This window comes from Streptomyces griseofuscus, from assembly GCF_014673495.1.
Lineage (GTDB): Bacteria > Actinomycetota > Actinomycetes > Streptomycetales > Streptomycetaceae > Streptomyces > Streptomyces murinus.
Genome location: NZ_CP051006.1, coordinates 514,753 through 536,806, shown reverse-complemented (window position 1 = coordinate 536,806; position 22,054 = coordinate 514,753). Strand labels below are relative to the sequence as shown.

Genomic DNA, 22,054 nt, shown 5'->3' with positions numbered 1-22,054 from the left:
GGTGTCCGCGCCGAGCCACCAACGGAGACCAACGTGAACGCAGAGCCACTCCAGCCCGACCGGGACGACGTCGAGGGCCGTATCGCCGTCGTCGGCATGGCGGGCCGCTTCCCCGGTGCCGACTCGCCCGACGAGCTGTGGCGCCTGCTGGATTCCGGCGCGGACGCGGTCACCCGGTTCACCCCGCGGGAGCTGCGGGACTCCGGCGTGCCGGCGGCCGAGTCCGGCGCGCCCGGCTACGTCCCGGCCAAGGGCGCCCTCGACGACATCGCGGGCTTCGACTCCCGGCTCTTCGGCTACGGCGCGCTGGAGGCCTCGGTCATCGATCCCCAGCAGCGCGTCTTCCTGGAGTGCGCCTGGGCCGCCCTGGAGGACGCCGGCTGCGACCCGGACCGCGCGGCGGGTCCGATCGCGGTGTACGCCGGATCGCTGCTGAGCACCTACCTCATCCACAACCTGCTGCCCCGCGCCGATCTGCGCGCCTCCCTCGGGGTGCCGCTGCTGTTCCAGAGCAACCAGCCCGACCAGCTGGCCACCCGCGCCGCCTACAAGCTGAACCTGCGCGGCCCCGCCATCACCGTGCAGACCGCCTGCTCCACCTCGCTCGTCGCCGTGCACCTGGCCGTGCAGAGCCTGCTCGGCGAGGAGTGCGACGTGGCCCTCGCGGGCGGCGTCACCGTCACCGTGCCGCAGCGCTCCGGCTACCTCCCCGTCGAGGGCGGCATCGAGTCGCCCACCGGCCGATGTCGCCCCTACAGCGCGGACGCGAACGGCACCGTCTTCGGCAACGGCGCCGGCGTCGTCGTCCTCAAGCGGCTGGCCGACGCCCTCGCGGACGGCGACCGGGTGCACGCCGTCATCCTCGGCTCCGCGGTCACCAACGACGGCTCCGCGAAGGCCGGTTACACCGCTCCCGGGGTCGCCGGGCAGACGGCCGTGATCAGCGAGGCGCTGTCCGTCGCCGACGTCTCGCCCCGCACCATCGGCTATGTGCAGGGCCACGGCACCGGCACCGCGCTGGGCGACCCGATCGAGATCGAGGCGCTCACCCGCGCCTACCGCGCCGCCGACCCGGCGGACGACGGCACCCCCTGGTGCGCCCTCGGCTCCGTGAAGTCCACCGTCGGCCACCTCGACACCGCAGCCGGTGTCACCGGGCTGATCGCGGCCGTGCAGGCGCTGCGCCACGGCCGGATCCCGGCCACCCTGCACGACGACGCCGACACGCCCGGCGAGGCGCTGGACGGCACCCCGTTCCACGCGCCCGGCCGGTCCGCCGAGTGGCCCGCGGGCGAGTCGCCGCGCCGGGCCGCCGTCAGCGCCTTCGGTATCGGCGGCACCAACGCGCACGTCATCCTGGAGCAGGCGCCGCCGCCCACCCCCCGAACCGCCGCGCCCCGGCCGGCCGTTCCGGTCGCCCTGCCGCTGTCGGCCCGTACCGCCACCGCCCTGGACACCCTCGCCGAACGGCTCGCCGCGCATCTGGAGGCGCACCCCGAGGTGCCGCTCGCGGACGTCGCCCGCACCCTGCGCACCGGACGCCGCGAACTGGACCACCGCCGCGCCGTCCTCGCCCACGACACGGCGTCGGCCGTGGCCGCCCTGCGCGCGGGCGGGCGCCGCGACTCCGTGGCGGCCCGTACCGAACGCGTGGACGCGCCGGTCGCCTTCCTGCTCCCCGGACAGGGCGCCCAACCGCCGGCCATGGCCATGGGGTTGTACGACACCCACCCCGTCTTCCGTGCCGCGCTGGACGAGTGCGCCGACCATCTGCGCCCGGTCCTCGGCCGGGACCTGATCGCGCTGCTGCGCGACGGCGCGGAGGAGCTGCGCGGCACCGAACTGCTCCAGCCCGCCGTCGTCGCCGTCGGCCACGCCCTCGCCCGGCTGTGGGAGCACTGGGGGGTGCGGCCGGCCGCGCTGCTCGGGCACAGCCTCGGCGAGTTCACCGCCGCCGTCCTCTCCGGCGTCTTCACCCTGCCCGACGCCCTGCGGCTGGCCGCCGTACGCGGCCGCCTCATGGCGGACACCGCGCCCGGCGCGATGCTCGCCGTGCCGCTCGCCGAAGCCGCAGCAGCGGCGGAGGCCGCCGCCCACGGACTCGACCTCGCCGCGGTCAACGGCCCCGAGGCGGCCGTACTCTCGGGTCCGCCCGACGCCGTGGAACGCGCCGCCCATGCCCTCGGCGAGCGGGGGCTGCGCACCCTGCGGCTGCCCGCGGGCCGGGCCTTCCACAGCCGGCTGTGCGACGAGGCGGCCGCCCGGTTCGCCGACGCGGTGGCGGACACCGAACGCCACGCGCCCCGCGTCCCGTTCGTGTCCGGCGTGACCGGCGAGTGGATCACCGACGCGCAGGCCACCGACCCCGGCTACTGGGCCCGGCAGATGCGCGAGCCGGTCCGCTTCGACCGCGGCCTCGCCACCCTCGCCGGCCTGGACGACGGCCTGGTGCTGGTGGAGAACGGCCCCGGCAGCGTCCTCACCGACCTGGTGCGCGCCGTGCGCCCCGGCGGCGACGCCCCGCGCGTCGCCCCGGCGCCGCTGCCGACCCGCGGGCGCGGCGGCCCCGAGGAAGAGCCCGCGAGCGCCGTCCTGTCCCTTGCCGGACTGTGGACGCGGGGCGCCGCCGTCACCTGGGAGCCCTTCGGGGAGCCGGCCCGGGTGACCGGACTGCCCGGCTACCCCTTCGAGCACCTCGACCACTGGATCGACCCCGGCACCGCCGCCGTCGATGAACCGGCGGCACGGGAGGCGGCCGAGGCCGTGCTCGCGCGGCTCGCCTGGAGTCCCCTCGACGCCGCCGGGCAGGAGGGGGAGCCGCTGCGGGGCCGCCGCCAGACCTGGCTCGTCCTCATGGACGCCGCGGGCGCCGCCCAGCCCGCCGTGGACCTGCTCACCGCGCGCGGCCAGATCGTGACGGTGGTACAGGCCGGCACCGAGTACCGGCGCGTACGCCGGGGCGTGTACGAACTCGACCCCCGTGACCCCGCCCAGTACGCCAAGCTGATGGCCGACCTGCGCGCCCTCGTCCGCACCCCGACCGCCGTCCTGTACGCCTGGGGCCTGGACACCGCCCAGGACGACGCGGCCCACGAGACCTCCTGCTACTTCGGGCTCGTCCGGCTGGCCCGCGCCATGGCCGAGGAGAGCGTCGTCAACGAGGTCCGCGTCGGCGTCCTCACCGCAGGAGCCTTCCGCACCGGCGACGGCGAACGGCCCGACCCGGCCGCCGCGATGCTCAGCGGCCCGGTACAGGTGCTGCCCGAGGAGTACGCCAACCTGCGCTGCGCCCAGATCGACCTGGCGCCCGGCGGCACGCTCGACCAGGAGACGGCCGAGACCGTCCTCGGCGCCGTACTGACCACGCCCGCCCGGCTCCTCGCGCTGCGCGCGGGCACCCTGCTCACCCGCACCGTCACCACCGATACCGGCCCGGCCGAGAACGCCCCCGTCCTCCCCGCCGACGGGGCGGCCTGGGTGGTCACCGGCGGACTCGGCGGCATCGGCCGGACCCTCGCCGCCGAACTGGCCCGCACCCGGGGCGCCCGCCTCGCGCTGCTGGGCCGCACCGCCGCCGACGCCGACATCCCGCGCGAGCTGCGTGACGCGGCCGCCGAGGTCCTCGCCGTACGGGCCGACGTCACCGACGCCCACTCCCTCGGCGCCGCGCTGGCCGAGGTCCGCGCCCGCTTCGGCCGCATCGACGGCGTCGTGCACGCCGCGGGCGTCCCCGGCGGCGGCTCGGTCGCGCTGCGCGAGGACGCCGACGCCCGCGCCGTGTTCGCGCCCAAGATCACCGGCATGCGCAACCTGCTCGCCGCGCTCCGCCCCGACGAGGCCAGGGTGCTGCTGGTGTGCTCCTCGCTCGCCACCCTCGTGCCCACCTACGGACAGGCCGACTACGCCGCCGCCAACGCCTACCTCGCCGCCGCCGCGGAGGCCGCGGCCCAGGACGGCACCCGGCACGTCCTCGCCGTCGACTGGGACATGTGGCGCGAGCTCGGCATGGCCGCCGACGCCCACGTCCCCGCCGACCTCAAGGCGTTGCAGGAACGGATGCTCGCCGGGGCGCTCACCCCGGAACACGGCGCCCGCGCCTTCGCGGCCCTCCTCGAAGGACCCGCGGGGCGCCATGTCGTGGCCCGCGCCTCGGCGGTCGTCACCGACGGCACGCTGCGCCTGACCGAGGAGCCGGCCGCCGCCCGGCCCGCCGCCGTCGCCCTGCCCCGCCCCGATCTCACCACCCCGTACGTCGCCCCGCGCACCCCCACCGAGGAACGCCTCGCCGCCGTCTACGCCGAGATGCTCGGCCTGGACCGGGTCGGCGTGGACGACGACTTCCTCGATCTCGGCGGTCACTCCCTGCTCGCCGCCCAGGTCGTGGCCCGGCTGCGGGCCGAGTTCGACGTCGAGGTGCCCGCCCGCGCGTTCTTCGAGGGCGGCCGGGTGGCCGACCTCGCCGAGCTGATCGAGGACAGCATCCTCGCCGAACTGGAGAACCAGTGACGAAGCCGACCGGCCGGGAGCACCGACTCGCCCGGCTCACCCCCGAACAGCGGGCCGCCTTCGAGGCACGCACCCGAGGCCGCGCCACCGCCGCGACCCCCGAGCCCGCCGCGACCACCGGCTCCGCCGCGTCCGGTGCCACCGCCGGCACGCCGTCGGAGACCGGCCACCGGTCCGCCATCACCCCGGCGCAGGGCCCGCTGCCGCTGTCCTTCGGGCAGGAACGGCTGTGGTTCCTGGAGCAGTTGACCCCCGGCCTCGGCGTCCACAACGAGTACGTGGCACTGCGGCTCACCGGCACGCTCGACCTCGCCGCGCTCGACGCCGCCCTGACCCGGCTCGCCGACCGCCATGAGGCGCTGCGGACCGTGATCGAGGTGGCCGACGGGGTACCGGTACAGCGGGTGCTGGCCCCGGGGCGGTCCGTGCTGGAGACGGTCGAGGCCGATGACACCGAGGGCGGCGACCTGGCCGTCGCCGAGCGGGAGGCCGCCCGGCCCTTCGACCTCGCCCAGGGCCCCCTCTTCCGGGCCGTGTTGATCCGCTCGGCGCCCGACCGCGCCCTGCTGCTCGTGGTCAACCACCACATGGTCGGCGACGCCTGGTCCCGTGCCGTCCTGGTGGACGAGCTGTGCTCCGGCTACCGCGCCGAACGGGAGGGCGAGACCGCCGCGCCCGCCCCGCTGCCGCTGCGCTACGGAGACTGGGCCGCCTGGCAGCGCCGGACCCTCACCGACGAGCACCTCGCGGACCACCTCACCTACTGGCGGGACCGGCTCGCCGGTACGCCGCCGCTGCTCGACCTGGTCACCGACCGGCCGCGTCCCGCCGTACCCACCCACAAGGGCGGCCGTACCCGGTTCACCCTGGACGCGGGGCTCACCGAGGCCGTGGAGAGAGCCGCGCGCACGGCCCGGGCCACCCCGTTCATGGTGACCCTCGCCGCCTGGCAGGCCGTCCTCATGCGGCACTCCGGGCAGGAGGACATCGTCGTCGGTGTCCCCACCGCGGGCCGTGACCGGCCCGAACTCGCCGGCCTCGCCGGGATGTTCGTCAACAGCCTGGTCCTGCGCGCCGACCTGTCGGGCGACCCCACCTTCGAGGAACTGCTCGCCCAGGTGCGCGAGACGTCCCTCGGCGCGTTCGCGCACGCCGAGGTGCCCTTCGAACGGCTCGTGCGCGAGCTGAGCCCCGACCGCGCCCTCGGCCACGCCCCGCTGTACCAGGTGCAGTTCGGCTACCGGAACGTACCCGAGCGCGAGCTGTCCCTGCCCGGCGTCCGCGTCGAACCCGTCGACCTCGACAACGGCCTGTGCCGCACCGACCTCAGCCTCGAACTGGCCCGCAGCGGCGAAGTCACCGAGGGGATCTGCGAGTTCAGCCGCGACCTGTTCGACGCGACGAGCGCGCAGACCCTCACCGCGGCGCTCGAACGGGTGCTGCGGCGCGCCACCGCCGACCCGCGGCTGCGCCTGTCCGAACTCCTCGCCCTCACCCCCGCCGAACAGGCCCTCCTCGACGCCGCAGGGGACGGCGGACCCGTGCCGGAGGGCGCCCCGGACGTGCTCACCGCGTTCGCCGAGGCCGTGCGGACCCGCCCCGAGGCCGAGGCGGTCGTCTCCGGCGGCACCACCCTCACCTTCCGCGCGCTGGACGAGCGCGCCCGGCGCATCGCGGGACAGCTGGCCGCCGCGGGGGTCCGCCCCGGCGACCGGGTCGGCATCGGCCTGCGGCGCTGCGCCGACCTGCCCGCCGCGCTGCTGGCGGTGCTGATGACCGGCGGCGCCTATGTGCCGCTCGACCCCGACTACCCGGCGGAGCGACTGCGGTACGTCTGCGGGGACGCCACTCCCACCGCCGTACTCGTGCACACCCCGACCCGGTCCGCGTTCGCCTCCGGCATCGTGCCCGAGGGCGTGCCGCTGGTGGACGTCGACGCGGCGGAGACCCCTGCCGTGACCGCGCCCGCCGTCACGGCCGTTGACGCCGAGGCGCCCGCGTACGTCATCCACACCTCCGGCTCCACGGGCAAGCCCAAGGGCGTCGTGGTGCTGCACCGCAACCTCACGGCGTTCCTCGCCGCGATGGACCAGGTCGTGGGCACCGGCGGCGAGCCGGTGACCTGGCTCGCGGTCACCAGCGTCTCCTTCGACATCTCCGTCCTCGAACTGCTGTGGACCGCAGGCCGTGGCCACCGGGTGGTGATCGGTCCGGACAAGGGCGTCACCGCACCGGACACGACCCGAGACGTCCCGGCGACCGCCGAGACCGCGTCGGAGACCGCCGGGAGCGGCGTCGCGGTCGCGCACACCGGCGCGGCCGGCACCGAACCCGCCTCGAAGGAAACCGAGTTCAGCCTCTTCTACTTCGCCAGCGACACCGGCCACACCCACCCGGGACCGGACCAGTACCGCCTCCTCATGGACGGCGCCCGGTTCGCCGACGAGCACGGGTTCAGCGCCGTATGGATGCCGGAGCGCCACTTCCACGCCTTCGGCGGACCCTTCCCCGCGCCCTCCGTGCTGGCCGCCGCCGTGGCCACCGCGACCCGCCGGATCGGCATCCGCGCCGGCAGCGTCGTGATGCCCCTGCACCACCCCGTCCGGGTGGCCGAGGAGTGGGCCGTCGTCGACAACCTGTCCGGCGGCCGGGTCGGCCTGTCCTTCGCGTCCGGCTGGCACATGGACGACTTCGTCCTCGCCAAGGACGCCTACGACGACCGCCAGCGCCGTACCGTCGAGGGCCTGGACACCGTGCGCCGCCTGTGGCGCGGCGACCGGGTGCCCTTCGAGGGACCCGGCGGCCGCACCGTGGAGGTCGGCGTCCTGCCCCGGCCGGTCCAGGACGAACTGCCCGTCTGGCTCACCTCCTCGGGCAGCCCCGAGACCTGCCGCAGGGCGGGCGAGGCGGGCGTACGGCTGCTGACCCATCTGCTCGGCCAGAGCGTCGAGGGCCTCGCCGAACGCATCGCCGTCTACCGGGACGCCTGGCACCGCGCCGGCCACCCGGGCGAACCGCATGTCACGCTCATGCTGCACACCTTCGTGGGCGCCGACGCCGACGAGGTGCGGGCCCACGCCTGGGCGCCGTTCCGCGAGTACCTGCGCTCCTCCGTCGGCCTGATCGAGAACATGGCCCGCGCCCTCGGCGTCGACATCACCGCGGACGACTTCACGGCCGACGACCAGGAGGCCCTGCTCGACCACGCCTGCGCCCGCTACCTCGCCGACAGCTCCCTCATCGGCACCGTCGAGGACCGGCTGCCGCTGGTACGGCGGCTGACCGAGGCGGGCGTCGACGAGATCGCCTGCCTGGTCGACTTCGGCGTCGACACGGACGCCGCCGCGGCCGCCTGGCCCGCGCTGGCGGAGCTGAAGTCCCGCGCCGCGAGCGCGAGTCGGCGCCCCGCGACGGCGGGCACCGACCTCACCGCGCTGATCCGCGCGCACGGCGTGACCCACCTCCAGTGCACGCCCTCCCAGGCCCGGACCCTCCTCGACGAGGAGGACACCGCCGCCCTCGGCACCCTGCGCGAACTGCTCCTCGGCGGCGAGGCCCTCGACACCGACCTCGTCCGCGCCCTCGCCGGCCATCTGCGCGGCACCCTGCGCAACATGTACGGGCCGACCGAGACCACCGTGTGGTCCACCACCGACACCGTCGAGGTGGCCGAGGGCACCGTCACCATCGGCCGCCCCATCGCCGGCACCACCGTCCGCGTCCTGGACGCCCACGGCCGCCGCGTCCCGCCCGGCGTCCCCGGCGAACTGCACATCGGCGGCGCCGGAGTGACCGCCGGATACCTCGGCCGCCCCGAACTGACCGCCGAGCGCTTCGTCACCGCCGAGGACGGCCGGCTCCTCTACCGCACCGGCGACCTGGTGCGCGTCCGCCCCGACGGCCGGCTCCAGTACCTCTCCCGCAACGACAACCAGCTCAAGATCCGCGGCTTCCGCATCGAGGCCGGAGAGGTCGAGGCCGCGCTCACCGCGCTGCCCACCGTGCGCCAGTGCGTCGTCACCGCCCACGCGCCCGGCACCGCTCGGGCCGCGCTCGCCGCCTACGTCGTACCCGCCACCCCCGAACAGCCGCCCGTACCCGCCGAGCTGCGCGCCGAACTGGCCCGCCGCCTGCCCGCGTTCCTCGTCCCCTCGCACTATGTGCTGCTCGACGCGCTGCCGCTGACCGGCAACGGCAAGATCGATCGCGGTGCGCTGCCGGCCCCCGGACCGCTCGGCCGCGAGGACGGCGCGGAGTTCACCGCCCCCACGACACCCACCGAGGAGGCCATCGCGCTCGTGTGGCGCGAGGCCCTGGGCGCCGAACGCGTCGGCATCCACGACGACTTCTTCGAACTGGGCGGCCACTCCCTGCTCGCCACCCAGGTCGTCGCCGGTATCCGTCGCACCCTCGGGGTCCGGCTGCCGCTGCGCACCCTCTTCGAGGCCCCCACCGTCGCCGACCTCGCCCGCGCCGTCGACGCCACCACCAGGGCCGACGACAGGCAGGACACCAGCGCACCGGCCGGGCTCCACCCGGACCCCGCGCACCGCCACGAGCCGTTCCCGCTCACCGAGGTGCAGCGCGCCTACTGGATCGGCCGCAGCGGCGCCGTCGGCGGCGATGTCTCCTGCCACCTGTACGTCGAACTCGACCTCGACGACGTCGACCTGCCCCGCCTGGAAAGCTCCTGGCAGTCACTGGTGCGGCGCCATGACGCGCTGCGCATCGTCGTGGACGAGGACGGCGAACAGCGCGTCCTCGCCGACGTCCCCGCCTACCGGATCGGCGCCGAGGACCTGCGCGAGAAGGACCCGGCCGAACGGGAGCAGCGACTCGCGGCGACCCGGCAGGCCATGTCGCACCAGGTGCTGCCCTCCGACACCTGGCCCCTGTTCGACATCCGCGCCAGCCGCACCACCGGCACCGCCGTCCGCCTCCACCTCGGTATCGACACCCTGATCGCCGACGGCGGCAGCGTCCAGATCCTGCTGCGCGAACTCCTCTCCGTCTACCGGGGCGAACTCGACCCCCGGCCACTGGAGTTGTCGTTCCGGGACTATGTCGTCGCCGAGCGCGCCCGCCGCGAGGGACCCGAACGCGACCGCGACCTCGCCTACTGGCGCGACCGCCTCGACACCCTGCCGCCCGCGCCGCCGCTGCCGCTGGCCCAGCGCCCCGACCAGCTCACCGAGACCCGCTTCCGGCGCCGCGAGGCCCATCTCGACGCCAGCCTGTGGGCCCGGCTGAAGGAGCGGGCCGCCGCCGCCCACATCACCCCCTCCGCGCTCGCCCTGGCCGCCTACGCCACCGTCCTCGGCGCCTGGTCCGGCACCGACCGCTTCACCCTCAACCTCACCCTCTTCAACCGCGTCGGTGACCACCCCGAACTCCCCTTCCTCGTCGGCGACTTCACGGCGCTGACCATGCTGGAGATCGACGGCGCCACCCAGGACGCCTTCGAGGCGCGGGCCCGCCGCATCCAGGACCGGCTCTGGAACGACCTCGACCACCAGCTCGTCAGCGGCGTCTGGGTCGCCGGTGAACTCGCCCGCCGCCGCGGTGTGGCCGAGGCGGTCATGCCGGTCGTCTTCACCAGCGAACTCGGCGCCGCCGACGCGGGCGCCACACCCCCGGCCGGGCTCGGCGCGCGGGTCGCGTACACCATCACCCAGACGCCCCAGGTGTGGCTCGACCACCAGATAGCCGAGGACGGCGGCCGGCTCCGGCTCACCTGGGACGCCGTGGAGGCGCTGTTCGCGCCCGGCACCCTGGACGACATGTTCGGCGCGTACACGGCGCTGCTGACCGCGCTCGCCCAGGAGCCGGTGGCCTGGTCCGACGCGCACCGTGAGATCCTGCCGCCGCCGCAGGCCGCCCGCTACACCGCGCTGAACGCCACCGACGGACCCCTCCCGGCCGGACTGCTGCACGAGCCGTTCCTGGAGCGCGCCCGGCGCACCCCGGACAGCACCGCCGTCGTCTCCGCGACCGGCACCGTCACCTACGGCGAACTGGACCGCGCCTCCCTGGCCGTCGCCCGCACCCTGTGCGAGAGCGGCGTTAGGGGCGGCGACCTCGTCGGCGTCCTCGCCCACCGCGGCTGGGAACAGGTCGCCTCCGCCCTCGGCGTGCTGCGCGCCGGCGCCGCCTATCTGCCCCTGGACAGCGGTCTGCCGCCCGCCCGGGTGACCCGCTCCCTCGAACACGCCGGGGCCGTCGCCCTGCTCGCCCCGGACGGCATGTCCACCGCGGACAGGACCCCCGAGGGCGTCACCGTGCTGCGGTTCGGCGACGCCGTCGCCCGGGGCACCGCCCTCGGCACGGACCACGACCCGTGTCCCGGCACCGCCCCCGGCGACCTGGCGTACGTCATCTACACCTCCGGCTCCACCGGCGACCCCAAGGGCGTGATGACCGACCACCGGGGCGCCCTCAACACCGTCATCGACATCAACGAGCGGTTCGAAGTGCACGCCGAGGACCGGGTGTTCGCCCTCTCCTCGCTCGGCTTCGACCTGTCCGTGTACGACATCTTCGGCACCCTCGCCGCCGGCGCCGCGCTCGTCCTTCCCGGCCCGGGAGAGGAACGCGACCCGGTCCGCTGGGCCCGGCTGCTCGCCGACCACCAGGTCACCGTGTGGAACTCGGTGCCGGCGCTGATGGAGATGCTGCTCGTGCACGCCGCCGGCAACCCCGCCGTCGACGGGGCCGGACTGCGCCTGGTCATGCTCAGCGGCGACTGGATCCCCGTCAGCCTGCCCGACCGGATCCGCGCCGTCGCCCCGAAGGCCGACGTGATCAGCCTCGGCGGCGCCACGGAGGCATCGATCTGGTCGGTGCTGCACCCGATCGGCACCGTCGACCCGGAGCGGCCGAGCATCCCGTACGGCCGCCCCATGCGCAACCAGCGCATGTACGTCCTCGACGACGCCCTCCGGCTGCGCCCCACCGGCGTGCCCGGCGCCCTGTTCATCGGGGGAGTGGGCCTGGCCACCGGCTACCGCAACGCCCCCGAGCTCACCGAGCGTGCCTTCCCCACCCACCCCGTCACCGGCGAACGCCTCTACCGCACCGGCGACTTGGCTCGCCTGCTGCCGGACGGCGACCTGGAGTTCCTCGGCCGCGCCGACTCCCAGGTCAAGGTGCGCGGCATGCGCATCGAACTCGGCGAGATCGAATCCGCGCTGCTCCGGGCGGACGGCGTACGCGCCGCCGCCGCGCTGGTCGAGGGCACGGGAATGACGGCGCAACTGGCGGCGTACGTGGTACGGGACACCGCCGCACCGGGCACGACTCCCGCCGCGCCGGGTACGGCGGCCCCGGGCGCGACCGCGTCCGGTGCCCCCGCCGCCCTCGACGCCACACGGGTGCGCCGGCTGGAGACCCGGCTGCGCCAGCCGGGCCGCCGTACCGACCTCGTAGGGCGCGAGATCGTCCCCATCGCGCTGCCCGCCGACAGCGCACAGCTGCGCGCCGCCTCCACCGCGTGGAGCGCCGCGACCGGCTTCGGCACGGGCACGGTCTCGGCCGCCGACCTGTACGCGCTGCTCACCGTGCTCGCCCGGCAGGACGACGACGGCGTGCCCCGCTACGCCTACGGCTCGGCCGGGGGCCTCTACCCCGTCCAGACGTACGTCGCGGTCGCGCCCGGCGGCATCGAGGGCATCCCCGCCGGCACCTACTACCTCGACCCGGCAGGCCCCGCCCTGGTCGCGCTGGACGGCCCCGACGGCGCCGGACGCGCCCTGGAACCGCTGCTGTACGACGAGTCCAACCGGGCCCTCGCGGGCGCCGCGGGCTTCGCCGTCCACCTCGTGGCCAGGAACGCGGCCGTGACCCCGGTCTACGGCGAACTCGCGGGCAAGTTCGGCCTGTTGGAGGCCGGAGCCATGGCCCAGCTGCTGCGGCAGCGCGCCGGCACCTGCCGGATCGGCCTGTGCCCGATCGGCGACGTGTACGCCGAGCCGCTGCACGAGGTGCTGCGCCTGGAGGACGACCAGACGGTGCTGCACACCCTCCTCGGCGGCCCCCTCGCGGGCGTCGCCGCCGATCCGGCGCCCTGGGAGGAGACGCTGCGCGCCGAACTGGCCCGGCAGCTCCCCGCCTACATGGTCCCCCGGCACCTGCGGATCGCCGACGCGCTGCCCCTGTCGGCGAACGGCAAGGTGGACCGCAAGGCGCTGGCCCGGCTGGGCGCGTCGGCCCCGGTCACCCCAGCCGCGCCGGTGCCGGTCGCCGCCGTGGCAACAGCGCCCGTCTCGGCACCGGTTGCGGCCGCCGCCCCCGCCCCGTCCGGTTCCGCCGTCGAGCGGCTCGCCGCTCTCTGGCGGGAGGTGATGGACGGCCAGGAACTCGCGATCGACATGAACTTCTTCGACGCGGGCGCCACCTCCCTGCATCTCGTCCGGGTCCAGCGGCGGATCACCGAGGAGTTCGGCACCGAGCTGTCCGTGGTGGACATGTTCGACCGCCCGACCCTGCGGCTCCTCGCCGAACTGCTCGACGACGCGGCCCCCGCGACGGCGGCTCCGGTGACTGACGCGGGGCCCCCGGCCGCGCCGATGGAGCCCGCACCCGTGCCGGACCGGGCCGAGGCCACGCCGTCTCCGGCCGCGGAACCCGCCGCCGACCGGCGCAGGCACCACGAGCGGCGGCGCGCCCTGCGCCGCCCCGGTGGCCCCGGAGCCCCGTCCGCCGACTGAGGCACACCGCGCGGGCGGGACGGCGCCATTGCCCTCCCGCCCGCGCGGGCCGCCACCCGCGGCCCCGCACCGCCGTGCCCCGCGGCCCGTACCGCCCCGATAGGAGAAAGACTTCGATGACCAGTCAGGACACCGGGTACGGTCCCGACACCTCGGCGGACCTGCCGGACGCGATCGCCGTGACCGGGCTCGCCTGCCGGTTCCCCGGCGCGCCCGACGCCACGGCCTTCTGGGACAACCTGCTGGCCGGCCGCGACAGCATCACCTTCCGCGACCACGGCGAGCTGGCCGCCCTCGGCGTGTCCGCCGAACGCCTCGCGGACCCCCGGTTCGTGCCGGCCGGGGGAGTGCTGGAGGGCATCGACGAGTTCGACGCCGACTACTTCGGCATCACCCCCGCCGACGCCGCGCTGATGGACCCCCAGCAGCGCCTGTTCCTCCAGTGCGCGGTGACCGCCCTGGAGGACGCCGGACAGCGCACCCGGAACATGGCGGGCGACGTCGCGGTCTACGCGTCGGCCGGCTTCAACTCGTATCTGACCCACCATCTGCTGCCGCACGCCGCCCAGCTCGGACATCGCGCCGATGTGCAGTGGCTGGCCGGTGGCGACAAGGACTATCTGGCCACGCAGACGTCGTACCGGCTCGGTCTGACCGGTCCGAGCCTGAGCGTGCAGACCGCCTGCTCCTCCGCGCTGGTGGCGGTGCACCTCGCCGGGGAGGCGCTGCTCAGCGGCGAGTGCGACCTCGCGCTCGCGGGCGCGGTGTCCGCGGGCGTCGCCCAGGGGCTCGGCTATGTGCACACCGAGGGCGGCATCCTGTCGGCCGACGGCCACTGCCGTCCCTTCGACGCGGCCGCGACCGGCACGGTGTTCGGCAGCGGGGTCGGCGTCGTCGTCCTCAAGCGGCTCGCGGACGCCGTACGGGACGGCGACACGGTACGGGCCGTACTGCTCGGCTCCGCGCTCACCAACGACGGCGACCGCAAGGTCGGCTTCACCGCCCCCGGCCTGGACGGTCAGGTCCGGGTCATCACGGCGGCGCAGGCCGTCGCCGGGGTCGAACCCGCCGACATCTCCTGCGTCGAGGCGCACGGCACCGGCACCGCCCTGGGCGACCGCATCGAACTCACCGCCCTGAACCGGGTGTTCGCGAACGCCCCGGACGAACGCCGGGTGCTCGGCGCGGTCAAGTCCAACGTGGGGCACCTGGACACCTGCGCCGGCATGGCCGCACTCGTCAAGACCGTACTCGCCCTGCACCACCGCACGTTGCTGCCCACCGCGCACTTCGAGAACCCGAGCCAGGACCTGGACGCGCGGCGCTTCCGCGTCCTCACCGCCCCCGAGCCCTGGCCCGGCGCGGACGGCACCCGCACGGCGGGCGTCAGCTCCTTCGGCATCGGCGGCACCAACGCGCATGTGATCCTCCAGGACGCCCCGCCCGCCGCCCGCCCCGCCTCGCGCCCTGCCGACCGGGGCAGTTGGCAGCTCCTTCCCCTGTCGGCCCGCGCCCCGGAGGCCCTGGACCGGCTCACCGAACACTTCCACGAGGCGCTGACCGGCCCCGACGCCCCGGACCTTGCCGACGCCGCCCACACCGTGCAGACGGGCCGTGAGCCCCACCCGTGGCGGCGGGCGGTCGTGACCGGGCCCGGCCAGGGGAGCGGTCGTACGACGGATGCCTTCGACTCGGCCCTGACCGGTGCGGCCGTCCGCGCGGCGGACACCTTCCCCGGGGTGGCGCTGCTCTACCCCGGCCAGGGCGCCGGAAGCCCCGGCATGGCCGCCGAACCGTACGCCCACGAGCCCGTCTTCCGCGCCGCCCTCGACCGCTGTCTGGACGCCCTGCGGCCCTGGACCGACGCCCCGCTGCGCGACATCCTGCTCGACCCCGCGCAACGGGAAGGACTCGCGCGCACCGAGGTGGCACAGCCCGCCCTGTTCGCCGTCGGACACGCGCTGACCGAGTGGTGGACCGCGCTCGGACTGCGGCCGGTCGCACTGGCCGGGCACAGCGTCGGCGAACTCGCCGCGGCCTGCGCCGCCGGGGTGTTCACGCTGCCCGACGCCGCCCGACTCGTCGCCCGGCGCGGCGCGTTGATGGGCACCATGCCCGAGGGCGCCATGCTCGCCGTACCGCTGCCCGAGGCGGATCTGCGCGCCCTCCTCGCCGACTGGAAGGAGGACGCCGGGGCCGCGCCCGAGATCGCCGCCGTCAACGCGCCCGACCGCTGCGTCGCGGCCGGGACGCCCGCCGCGATCGCCCGGCTGGCCGAACTGCTCGCCGAGGCGGGCGCGACGGCCCGGCCGCTGTCCGTGCGGCACGCCTTCCACACCCGGCACGCCGACGCCCTGCTGGACGACTTCGCCGCGCTGGTCGCCGCCACGCCGATGCGACCGCCGGCCGTCCCCCTCGTCTCCTCCCTGACCGGGCGCCCCCTCAGCGCCGAGGAGGCGATGTCACCGCGCTACTGGGCCCGGCAACTGCGGGAACCGGTCCGCTTCGCCGACGCCCTGCGCGCCCTGCCCGACGGCGCCGTCCTGCTGGAGGCCGGGCCCGGCACCGCGCTCACCGGCTTCGCCCGCCGCACCCTCGGCCCCCACCGGACCGCCCTGCCGGGCCTCGGCCGCCCCGGCGACGAGACCCCGGCCCGCCTCACCGCCGTGGCCCGGCTGTGGGAGCGCGGAGCGGGCCTCGACTGGTCGGCGCTGGGTGAGCGGACCGGGCGCCGCCGGATCCCGCTGCCGACATACCCGTTCGCCCGGACCCGCCACTGGTTCGAGCCGACCACCGCCCCGGCGGCCCCGCCCGCCGCCCCGCCGCGACCGGAGCCCGCTCCCGCCCGGCTGGACGACTGGCTGCACACCCTCACCTGGTCACCGACCCTGCCGCCCGCCCCGGCATCCGTACCCGGCACGGTCCTGCTCCTCGCCGACCGCTCCGGCCTCGCCGACGAGGTCGCCGGGCGCCTCACCCGCGCCGGCGCCCGCGTCCACCGGGTGGTGCCCGGCGACCCCGGGTGCGCGCCGGAAGCCGAGGGCGACGGGCACCGGATCGACCCGGACGACCCCGAGGCGTTCCGCGCCCTGGCCGCCGCCCTCGCGGCCGCCGACGCCGCGCCCGACGCCGTACTGTCCTGCTGGGCCGTGGACGAGCGCCATGCCGACGACGCGAGCGCCGACGACATGGCACGCTCCGCGCTGCGGGCCGTGACCGTCCCCGCCGCGCTCGTCCGGGCCCTGGGCGAGGAGTTCCCGGGCCGTCCGCCGCGGCTGCTGCTGGTCAGCGAGGAGGCCCTCGCCGTGGGCGGGCAGCGGCCCCGCACCCCCCAGGCCGCCGCGGCCACCGGCCCCGCCCGCGTCCTGCCCCAGGAGCTGCCCGGCAGCACGGTACGCGTCCTCGACCTCGATCACTTCCCCCGCACGGGCCCCGGCCTCACCCGCGCCGCCGAGGCCGTGATCGCCGAACTGTCCGCCCTCGGCGACCCCGGCACGCCCGTCGTCGCCCTGCGCGGCCGCTCCCGGCTGGCCCCCGAACCGGCCCGCCCCGTCCTCACCCCCGAGGACGAGCAGCGGGCCCAACTCCCCACCGGTACCTGGCTGATCACCGGTGGCCTGGGCGGCATCGGCGCCGCCGTCGCGCAGCGGCTGGCCGGACCGGGCCGCACCCTGGTCCTGCTGAGCCGCCGACCGGTCCCGGACGGACCGGCCTGGCAGGTGATCCGCCCCGGGGCCGCCGCCCCCGCGCCCACCACCCCGCCCGCCCTCGCCGCGACGCTGACCGGCCTGGCCGAACGGGGCGCCGAGGTCTGCGTCGTCCAGTGTGACGTCTCCGACGAACCGGGCCTCGCCGCCGCCCTGGGCGAGATCCGCGCCCGGCACGGCCGTATCGCCGCCGTCCTGCACGCCGCCGGACTGCCGGGCGGCAATGTCCTCGCCCTGCGTGCCCCCGAGGACATCGCCCGCGTCCTGGAACCGAAGGTCCGCGGCACCGTGCTGCTGCACCGGCTGACCGCACCGGACCGCCCCCTGCTGGTGCTGTGCTCCTCGGTGCTCGCCGTCGCCGGGGCCCCCGGCCAGGCGGACTACGCCGCGGCCAACGCCTTCCTCGACGCGTACGCCCACACCACCGACACGGCCGTCTCCATCGGCTGGGACCGCTGGACCGAGACGGGCATGGCCGTGCGCCACACGACCCTCGACTGGCCGTCAGGCGAGGGCGAACCGCTGGACCACCCGCTGTTCGCCGCCCGCCGCGAGACCGCCGAAGGCTGGCACGAACTCCTGCTCCGGCACGGCCCCCAGACCGCCTGGCCGGCCGCCGAACACCGGCTGTCCGGTGACCCGGTGCTGCCCGGCACAGCCCTCCTGGACCTGGCCGTCGCCGCCCACCGCCTCCTGCCGGCCGCCGAGGCCGCCGGTACCCGGCCCGTCACCCTGGACGCGGTGTTCACCAGCCCCCTGCGCATGCCCGCGGCGGACCTCCCGCTCGTCGTCGTACGACTGCGCCGCCACCCGGAGGGCGGCCACGACTGGGAGGTACGCTCCACCACCTCACCCACCCGGCCGCACGCCCAGGGCCGCATCCGCTGCGACGACACCCCGCGCCCGGCGCGCCTCGACCTCACGCCCCTGCACACGCCCGCCGACCCCGGCACCGAGCCGCCGGTACGCGCGTCCGGGGGCCTGCTGGAGACGGGACCCCGCTGGGCGTGCGTGGAACGCGCCGTACCCGGCGGCCCGGCGGAGGAGCCACAGCTGCTGCTGACCCTGCGCCTGCCCGAGGGCTGCCACGAGGACACCGAGGCCCATCCGCTGCACCCCGCACTGCTGGACGTGGCGACCGGCGCCCTTGCCCAGGCCGGTGGTCGTCATCTGCCCGTCGCATACCGCCGGTTGACGCTCCATCAGGACCTCGGGGCACTGGCACACGCCCGGATCGTGCTGCGCTCCGGCAACCCCGCCGCCGAGAACGACACCCTCGTGGCCGACGTCACCCTGACCGACCCGGACGGCCGACCCACCGTGACCGTCGAGGGTTTCGTCCTGCGTCCCGCCGCGTCCACTCCGCCCGCGTCCACGCCGTCCGCGTCCGCCCAGTCTGTGTCCGGCCGGTCCGGGCCCGCCGTGGAGCGCGCCGCCTCCGCCGTCGACCACCCCACCTCCGGCATCCCCACCCACGAAGGTCTCCGCGCCCTCGAACGCGTCCTGGGCAACCCGCACCTGGCCCACGTCCTGGTCACACCCCGAGCCACCCCGCCCCGCTCCACCGCCCCCACCCCGACCCTCCGGCCGTCCCTCCCGCAGGGGGCCTCCGACAGCACCCCGGACCCGGACGACATCCCCTCCCGGATCGCCGGGATCTGGGCCCATATGCTCGGCCTGCCCCAAGTGGCCGCGCGGGACAACCTGTTCGAGCTGGGCGCCGACTCGCTCACCATCGTGCAGATCGCGAACGAGATGAGCCGCGCCGGGCTGCCGGTCTCACCCGGCGACATCTTCGCCCACCCCACCCCCGGCGCCCTCGCCGCCCGGCTCACCGCGCCCGATCCGGCCCCGGCCACCGCGCCCCATCCCGTTCCGGGCGCCACCCCCGACACGCCGACCCCTTCCGAAGCCGCCACCCCCGACCCGGATCCCTTCCCGGACGCGGACCTCAGCACCGAGGACCTGGCCCAGGTCATGAACCTGTTCCGGTCCGGAGAGGACACCCAGTGAACGACATCGAGGACATCTACCCCCTCTCGCCCGCCCAGGAAGGGATGCTCTTCCACACCACCACCTCCCCGGACGGCGGCCTCTACGTCGAGACCACCACGTTCCGCCTCCTCGGGCCGCTCGACCTCGACGCCCTGACGGCGGCCTGGCGCTCCGCGGTCGCCCGGCACCCCGTGCTGCGCACCGCCTTCGTCCACGAACGCATCAGCGCCCCCCGCCAGGTCGTCCTGCCGAGCGCCGAGGTCCGGATCGACGTCCGCGACCTCACCGGCCTGGACGGCGCGGACCGCGACCGGGCCGTGGACACGGAGATCGCCCGCCGCCGCGCCGAGCCGTTCGACCTCACCCGGGCACCCCTGATGCGGCTGCTCGCCCTGCGGCTCGGCCCCGACGAACACCTGATGGTGTGGACGTACCACCACATGATCCTCGACGGCTGGTCGGCCGCCCTGCTGCTGGCCGACGTCACGGCCCGCCTCGCGCGCCCCGACGCCGACACCCCGCCCCCGCCGCCCGCCTTCCGGGAGCACATCGCCTGGCTGCGCCGCCAGGACCCCGCACGGGACCAGGCCTTCTGGACCGACTACCTCGACGGCTACGACGAACCCGCCGTGTTCACACTGCCCCGGATCCGGCCCGGCGCGAAGCCCTCCGGTGAGTTCCGCACCGTCCGCGCCACCCTGCCCGCCGCGCTCGCCGGCCGGCTGCGCGCCCTCGCCGCGACCCGCTCGACCACCCTCGGGAGCCTGGTCGAGGCCGCCTGGGCCGGCACGGTCGCCCGCTACAGCGGCCGTGACGACGTGGTGTTCGGCGTCACCGTCGCCGGCCGGCCCCCGCTGCCCGGCGCCGACGCCATGATCGGCATGTTCATCAACACCGTGCCCGTGCGCGCCCGCGTCGACCACGAGCTGCCCGCCGAGGAGTGGCTGACCCGCTACGCCGCCTCGCGCCACCCCGTCCTGGAGCACCAGCACACCCCGCTGACCGACGTCCAGCGCTGGGCCGGCACCGAGCGCGGCGCCCAACTCTTCGACACCGTCGTGGTGTTCGAGAACTACCCGGACGCCTCCGCCGCCGTCCTCGCCGACGGCGCGCTGCGCACCACCGATGTCCGCTACGAGACCCGCACCAACTACCGCGCCACCCTCGTGGTCCGCGCCCAGGGCGATCTGCACGTCCAACTGATCGTGGACTCGGCCGTGTTCGACGAGGACGAGGCGAACGGTGTGCTGCGCCAGTTCACCGCCGTACTGGAACGCCTCGCCGACCGGCCCGGCCGGCCCGTGCGCGAACTCCTCGCCGTGCCCGAGGAGATACGGGCACTGCTCTGCGACCGCTGGAACGGCACGGACCTCGACCGCACCCCGCCGCGCGCCCTGCTCGCCGACCTGATCGCCGACGCGGTCCGCACCCGCCCCGGGCACCCCGCCGTCGTCGGTCCCGACGCCACATACAGCTACCGTCAACTGGACTACCGGGCCACGGCGTTGGCCCTCCGGCTCGTCGAGCACGGTGTGAGCACCGGCGACCGGGTGGCCGTCTGCCTGAGCCGGGGCGCCGACCTCGTCACCGCGCTGCTGGCGATCGCCCGGGCCGGTGCCGCCTTCGTCCCGCTCGACCCCGCGCACCCCGCCGACCGGATCGCCTACGTCCTCGCCGACGCGGCCCCCACCGTGCTGCTCACCGACGCCACGGCGGCCCTGCGCCCGGACGGCTGGGACGGCACCGTCCTCGACCTCTCCCAGGAGACCCTCACCCCCGCCGACCCGGCCGCCGCCGCCGCGCTGCCCGGCTGCGCGCCGGAGCGGCTCGCCTACGTCATCCACACCTCCGGCTCCACCGGCCGCCCCAAGGGCGTCGCCGTCAGCCACCGCGCGCTCGCCAACCTGGTGGACAGCCTGGCCCTGCGGCACCCGGGGCTCACCCCCGAGGACCGGTTCCTGGCCCTGACCACCCTCACCTTCGACACCTCCCTGGCCGAACTCCTCGTACCGCTCGCCGTCGGCGCGAGCGTCCACATCGGCGGCGGCACCCTCGGGCTCAGCGGCCGCGACGTGGACGCCTACCTCACCCGGCACGGCATCACCGCCCTCCAGGCCACCCCCTCCCGCTACCGTGCCCTGCTCGACTCCGGCTGGCAGGGCCAGGGCAGGCCCCGGCTGTACAGCTGCGGCGAGGCGTTCCCGCCGGACCTCGCCGAACCGCTCGCCAAGCGCGGCCAGTCCGTGTGGAACATGTACGGCCCGACCGAGACCACCGTGTACTCCAGCGTCGAGGAGATCCACGCCGAGACCACCCGGGTCACCGTCGGCCGGCCTCTCTCGAACACCACCCTGCGCGTCCTGGACCGCGAGGGCGCGCTGGTGCCCGTCGGCTGCGTCGGCGAACTGTGCATCGGCGGCGACGGTGTCGCCGAGGGCTACTGGAACCTGCCCGACCTCACCGCCGAACGGTTCGGCCCCGACCCCTACAGCCCCGGCTCCCGGATGTTCCGCACCGGCGACCACGCCCGGGTCCTGCCGGACGGCCGGGTCGAGGTCCTCGGCCGGATCGACCGCCAGCTCAAGCTGCGCGGCTACCGCATCGAACCCGGCGAGATCGAACAGGTCCTCCTGGACGCGCCCGGCATCGCGGCCGCCGTGGTGGCCGTACGCGAGGACCGCCTCGTCGCCTGGACCGTTCCCGCTGACCGCGCCACCCCGGTCACCCCGGAGCGGCTGCGCGAACGGCTCCGGCTGCGCCTGCCCTCGTACATGATCCCGGACGTCCTCGTCACCCTGGACGAACTGCCGCTGACCCCCGCGGGCAAGACCGACCTCCTCGCGCTCACGGTCCCCGCCGACGAGCCCGCCGGCTCCGCCGCCCCGGACGCCGCAGCCACCCCGCACGACCTGGAGGAACTGGTCGCCCGCCTGTTCCGCGAGGTGCTCGCGCTGCCCGAAGTGGGGCCCGACGACGACTTCTTCGACCTGGGCGGCGACTCGCTGCGCGCCATGCGCCTGGCCGGACGCATCCAGGCCGCGCTGGGTACCGACTTCGATGTCGAGCTGCTCTTCGACTACTCCACGGTGCGCGAACTCGCGGCCGGTATCGCCCGCATCACGGCCGTCGAGAACTGACCCG

General features: G+C 75.9%; 4 protein-coding genes. All 4 read left to right on the top strand.

The annotated features are described in order from the left end of the window. The first annotated feature begins 33 nt into the window (after window positions 1-33). On the top strand, window positions 34-4,506 hold the full coding sequence (locus tag HEP81_RS02430; protein ID WP_051849898.1) for a type I polyketide synthase: 4,473 nt from the start codon (window positions 34-36) through the stop codon (window positions 4,504-4,506). After that, the gene (locus tag HEP81_RS02425) at window positions 4,503-13,211 is read left to right on the top strand and encodes a non-ribosomal peptide synthetase (RefSeq protein WP_051849899.1); all 8,709 of its coding nucleotides are present in this window, start codon (window positions 4,503-4,505) and stop codon (window positions 13,209-13,211) included. The genes HEP81_RS02430 and HEP81_RS02425 overlap by 4 nt, the downstream gene beginning before the upstream one ends. Window positions 13,212-13,327: 116 nt before the next feature. Further along, window positions 13,328-18,931: a type I polyketide synthase gene (locus HEP81_RS42090; RefSeq protein ID WP_037652018.1), complete on the top strand. Its 5,604-nt coding sequence runs from the start codon at window positions 13,328-13,330 to the stop codon at window positions 18,929-18,931. Next, window positions 18,928-22,050, top strand: coding sequence for a non-ribosomal peptide synthetase (locus HEP81_RS02415; protein ID WP_037652019.1), 3,123 nt, complete (start codon window positions 18,928-18,930; stop codon window positions 22,048-22,050). Before HEP81_RS42090 ends, HEP81_RS02415 begins: the two co-directional genes overlap by 4 nt. Window positions 22,051-22,054 lie beyond the last annotated feature (4 nt).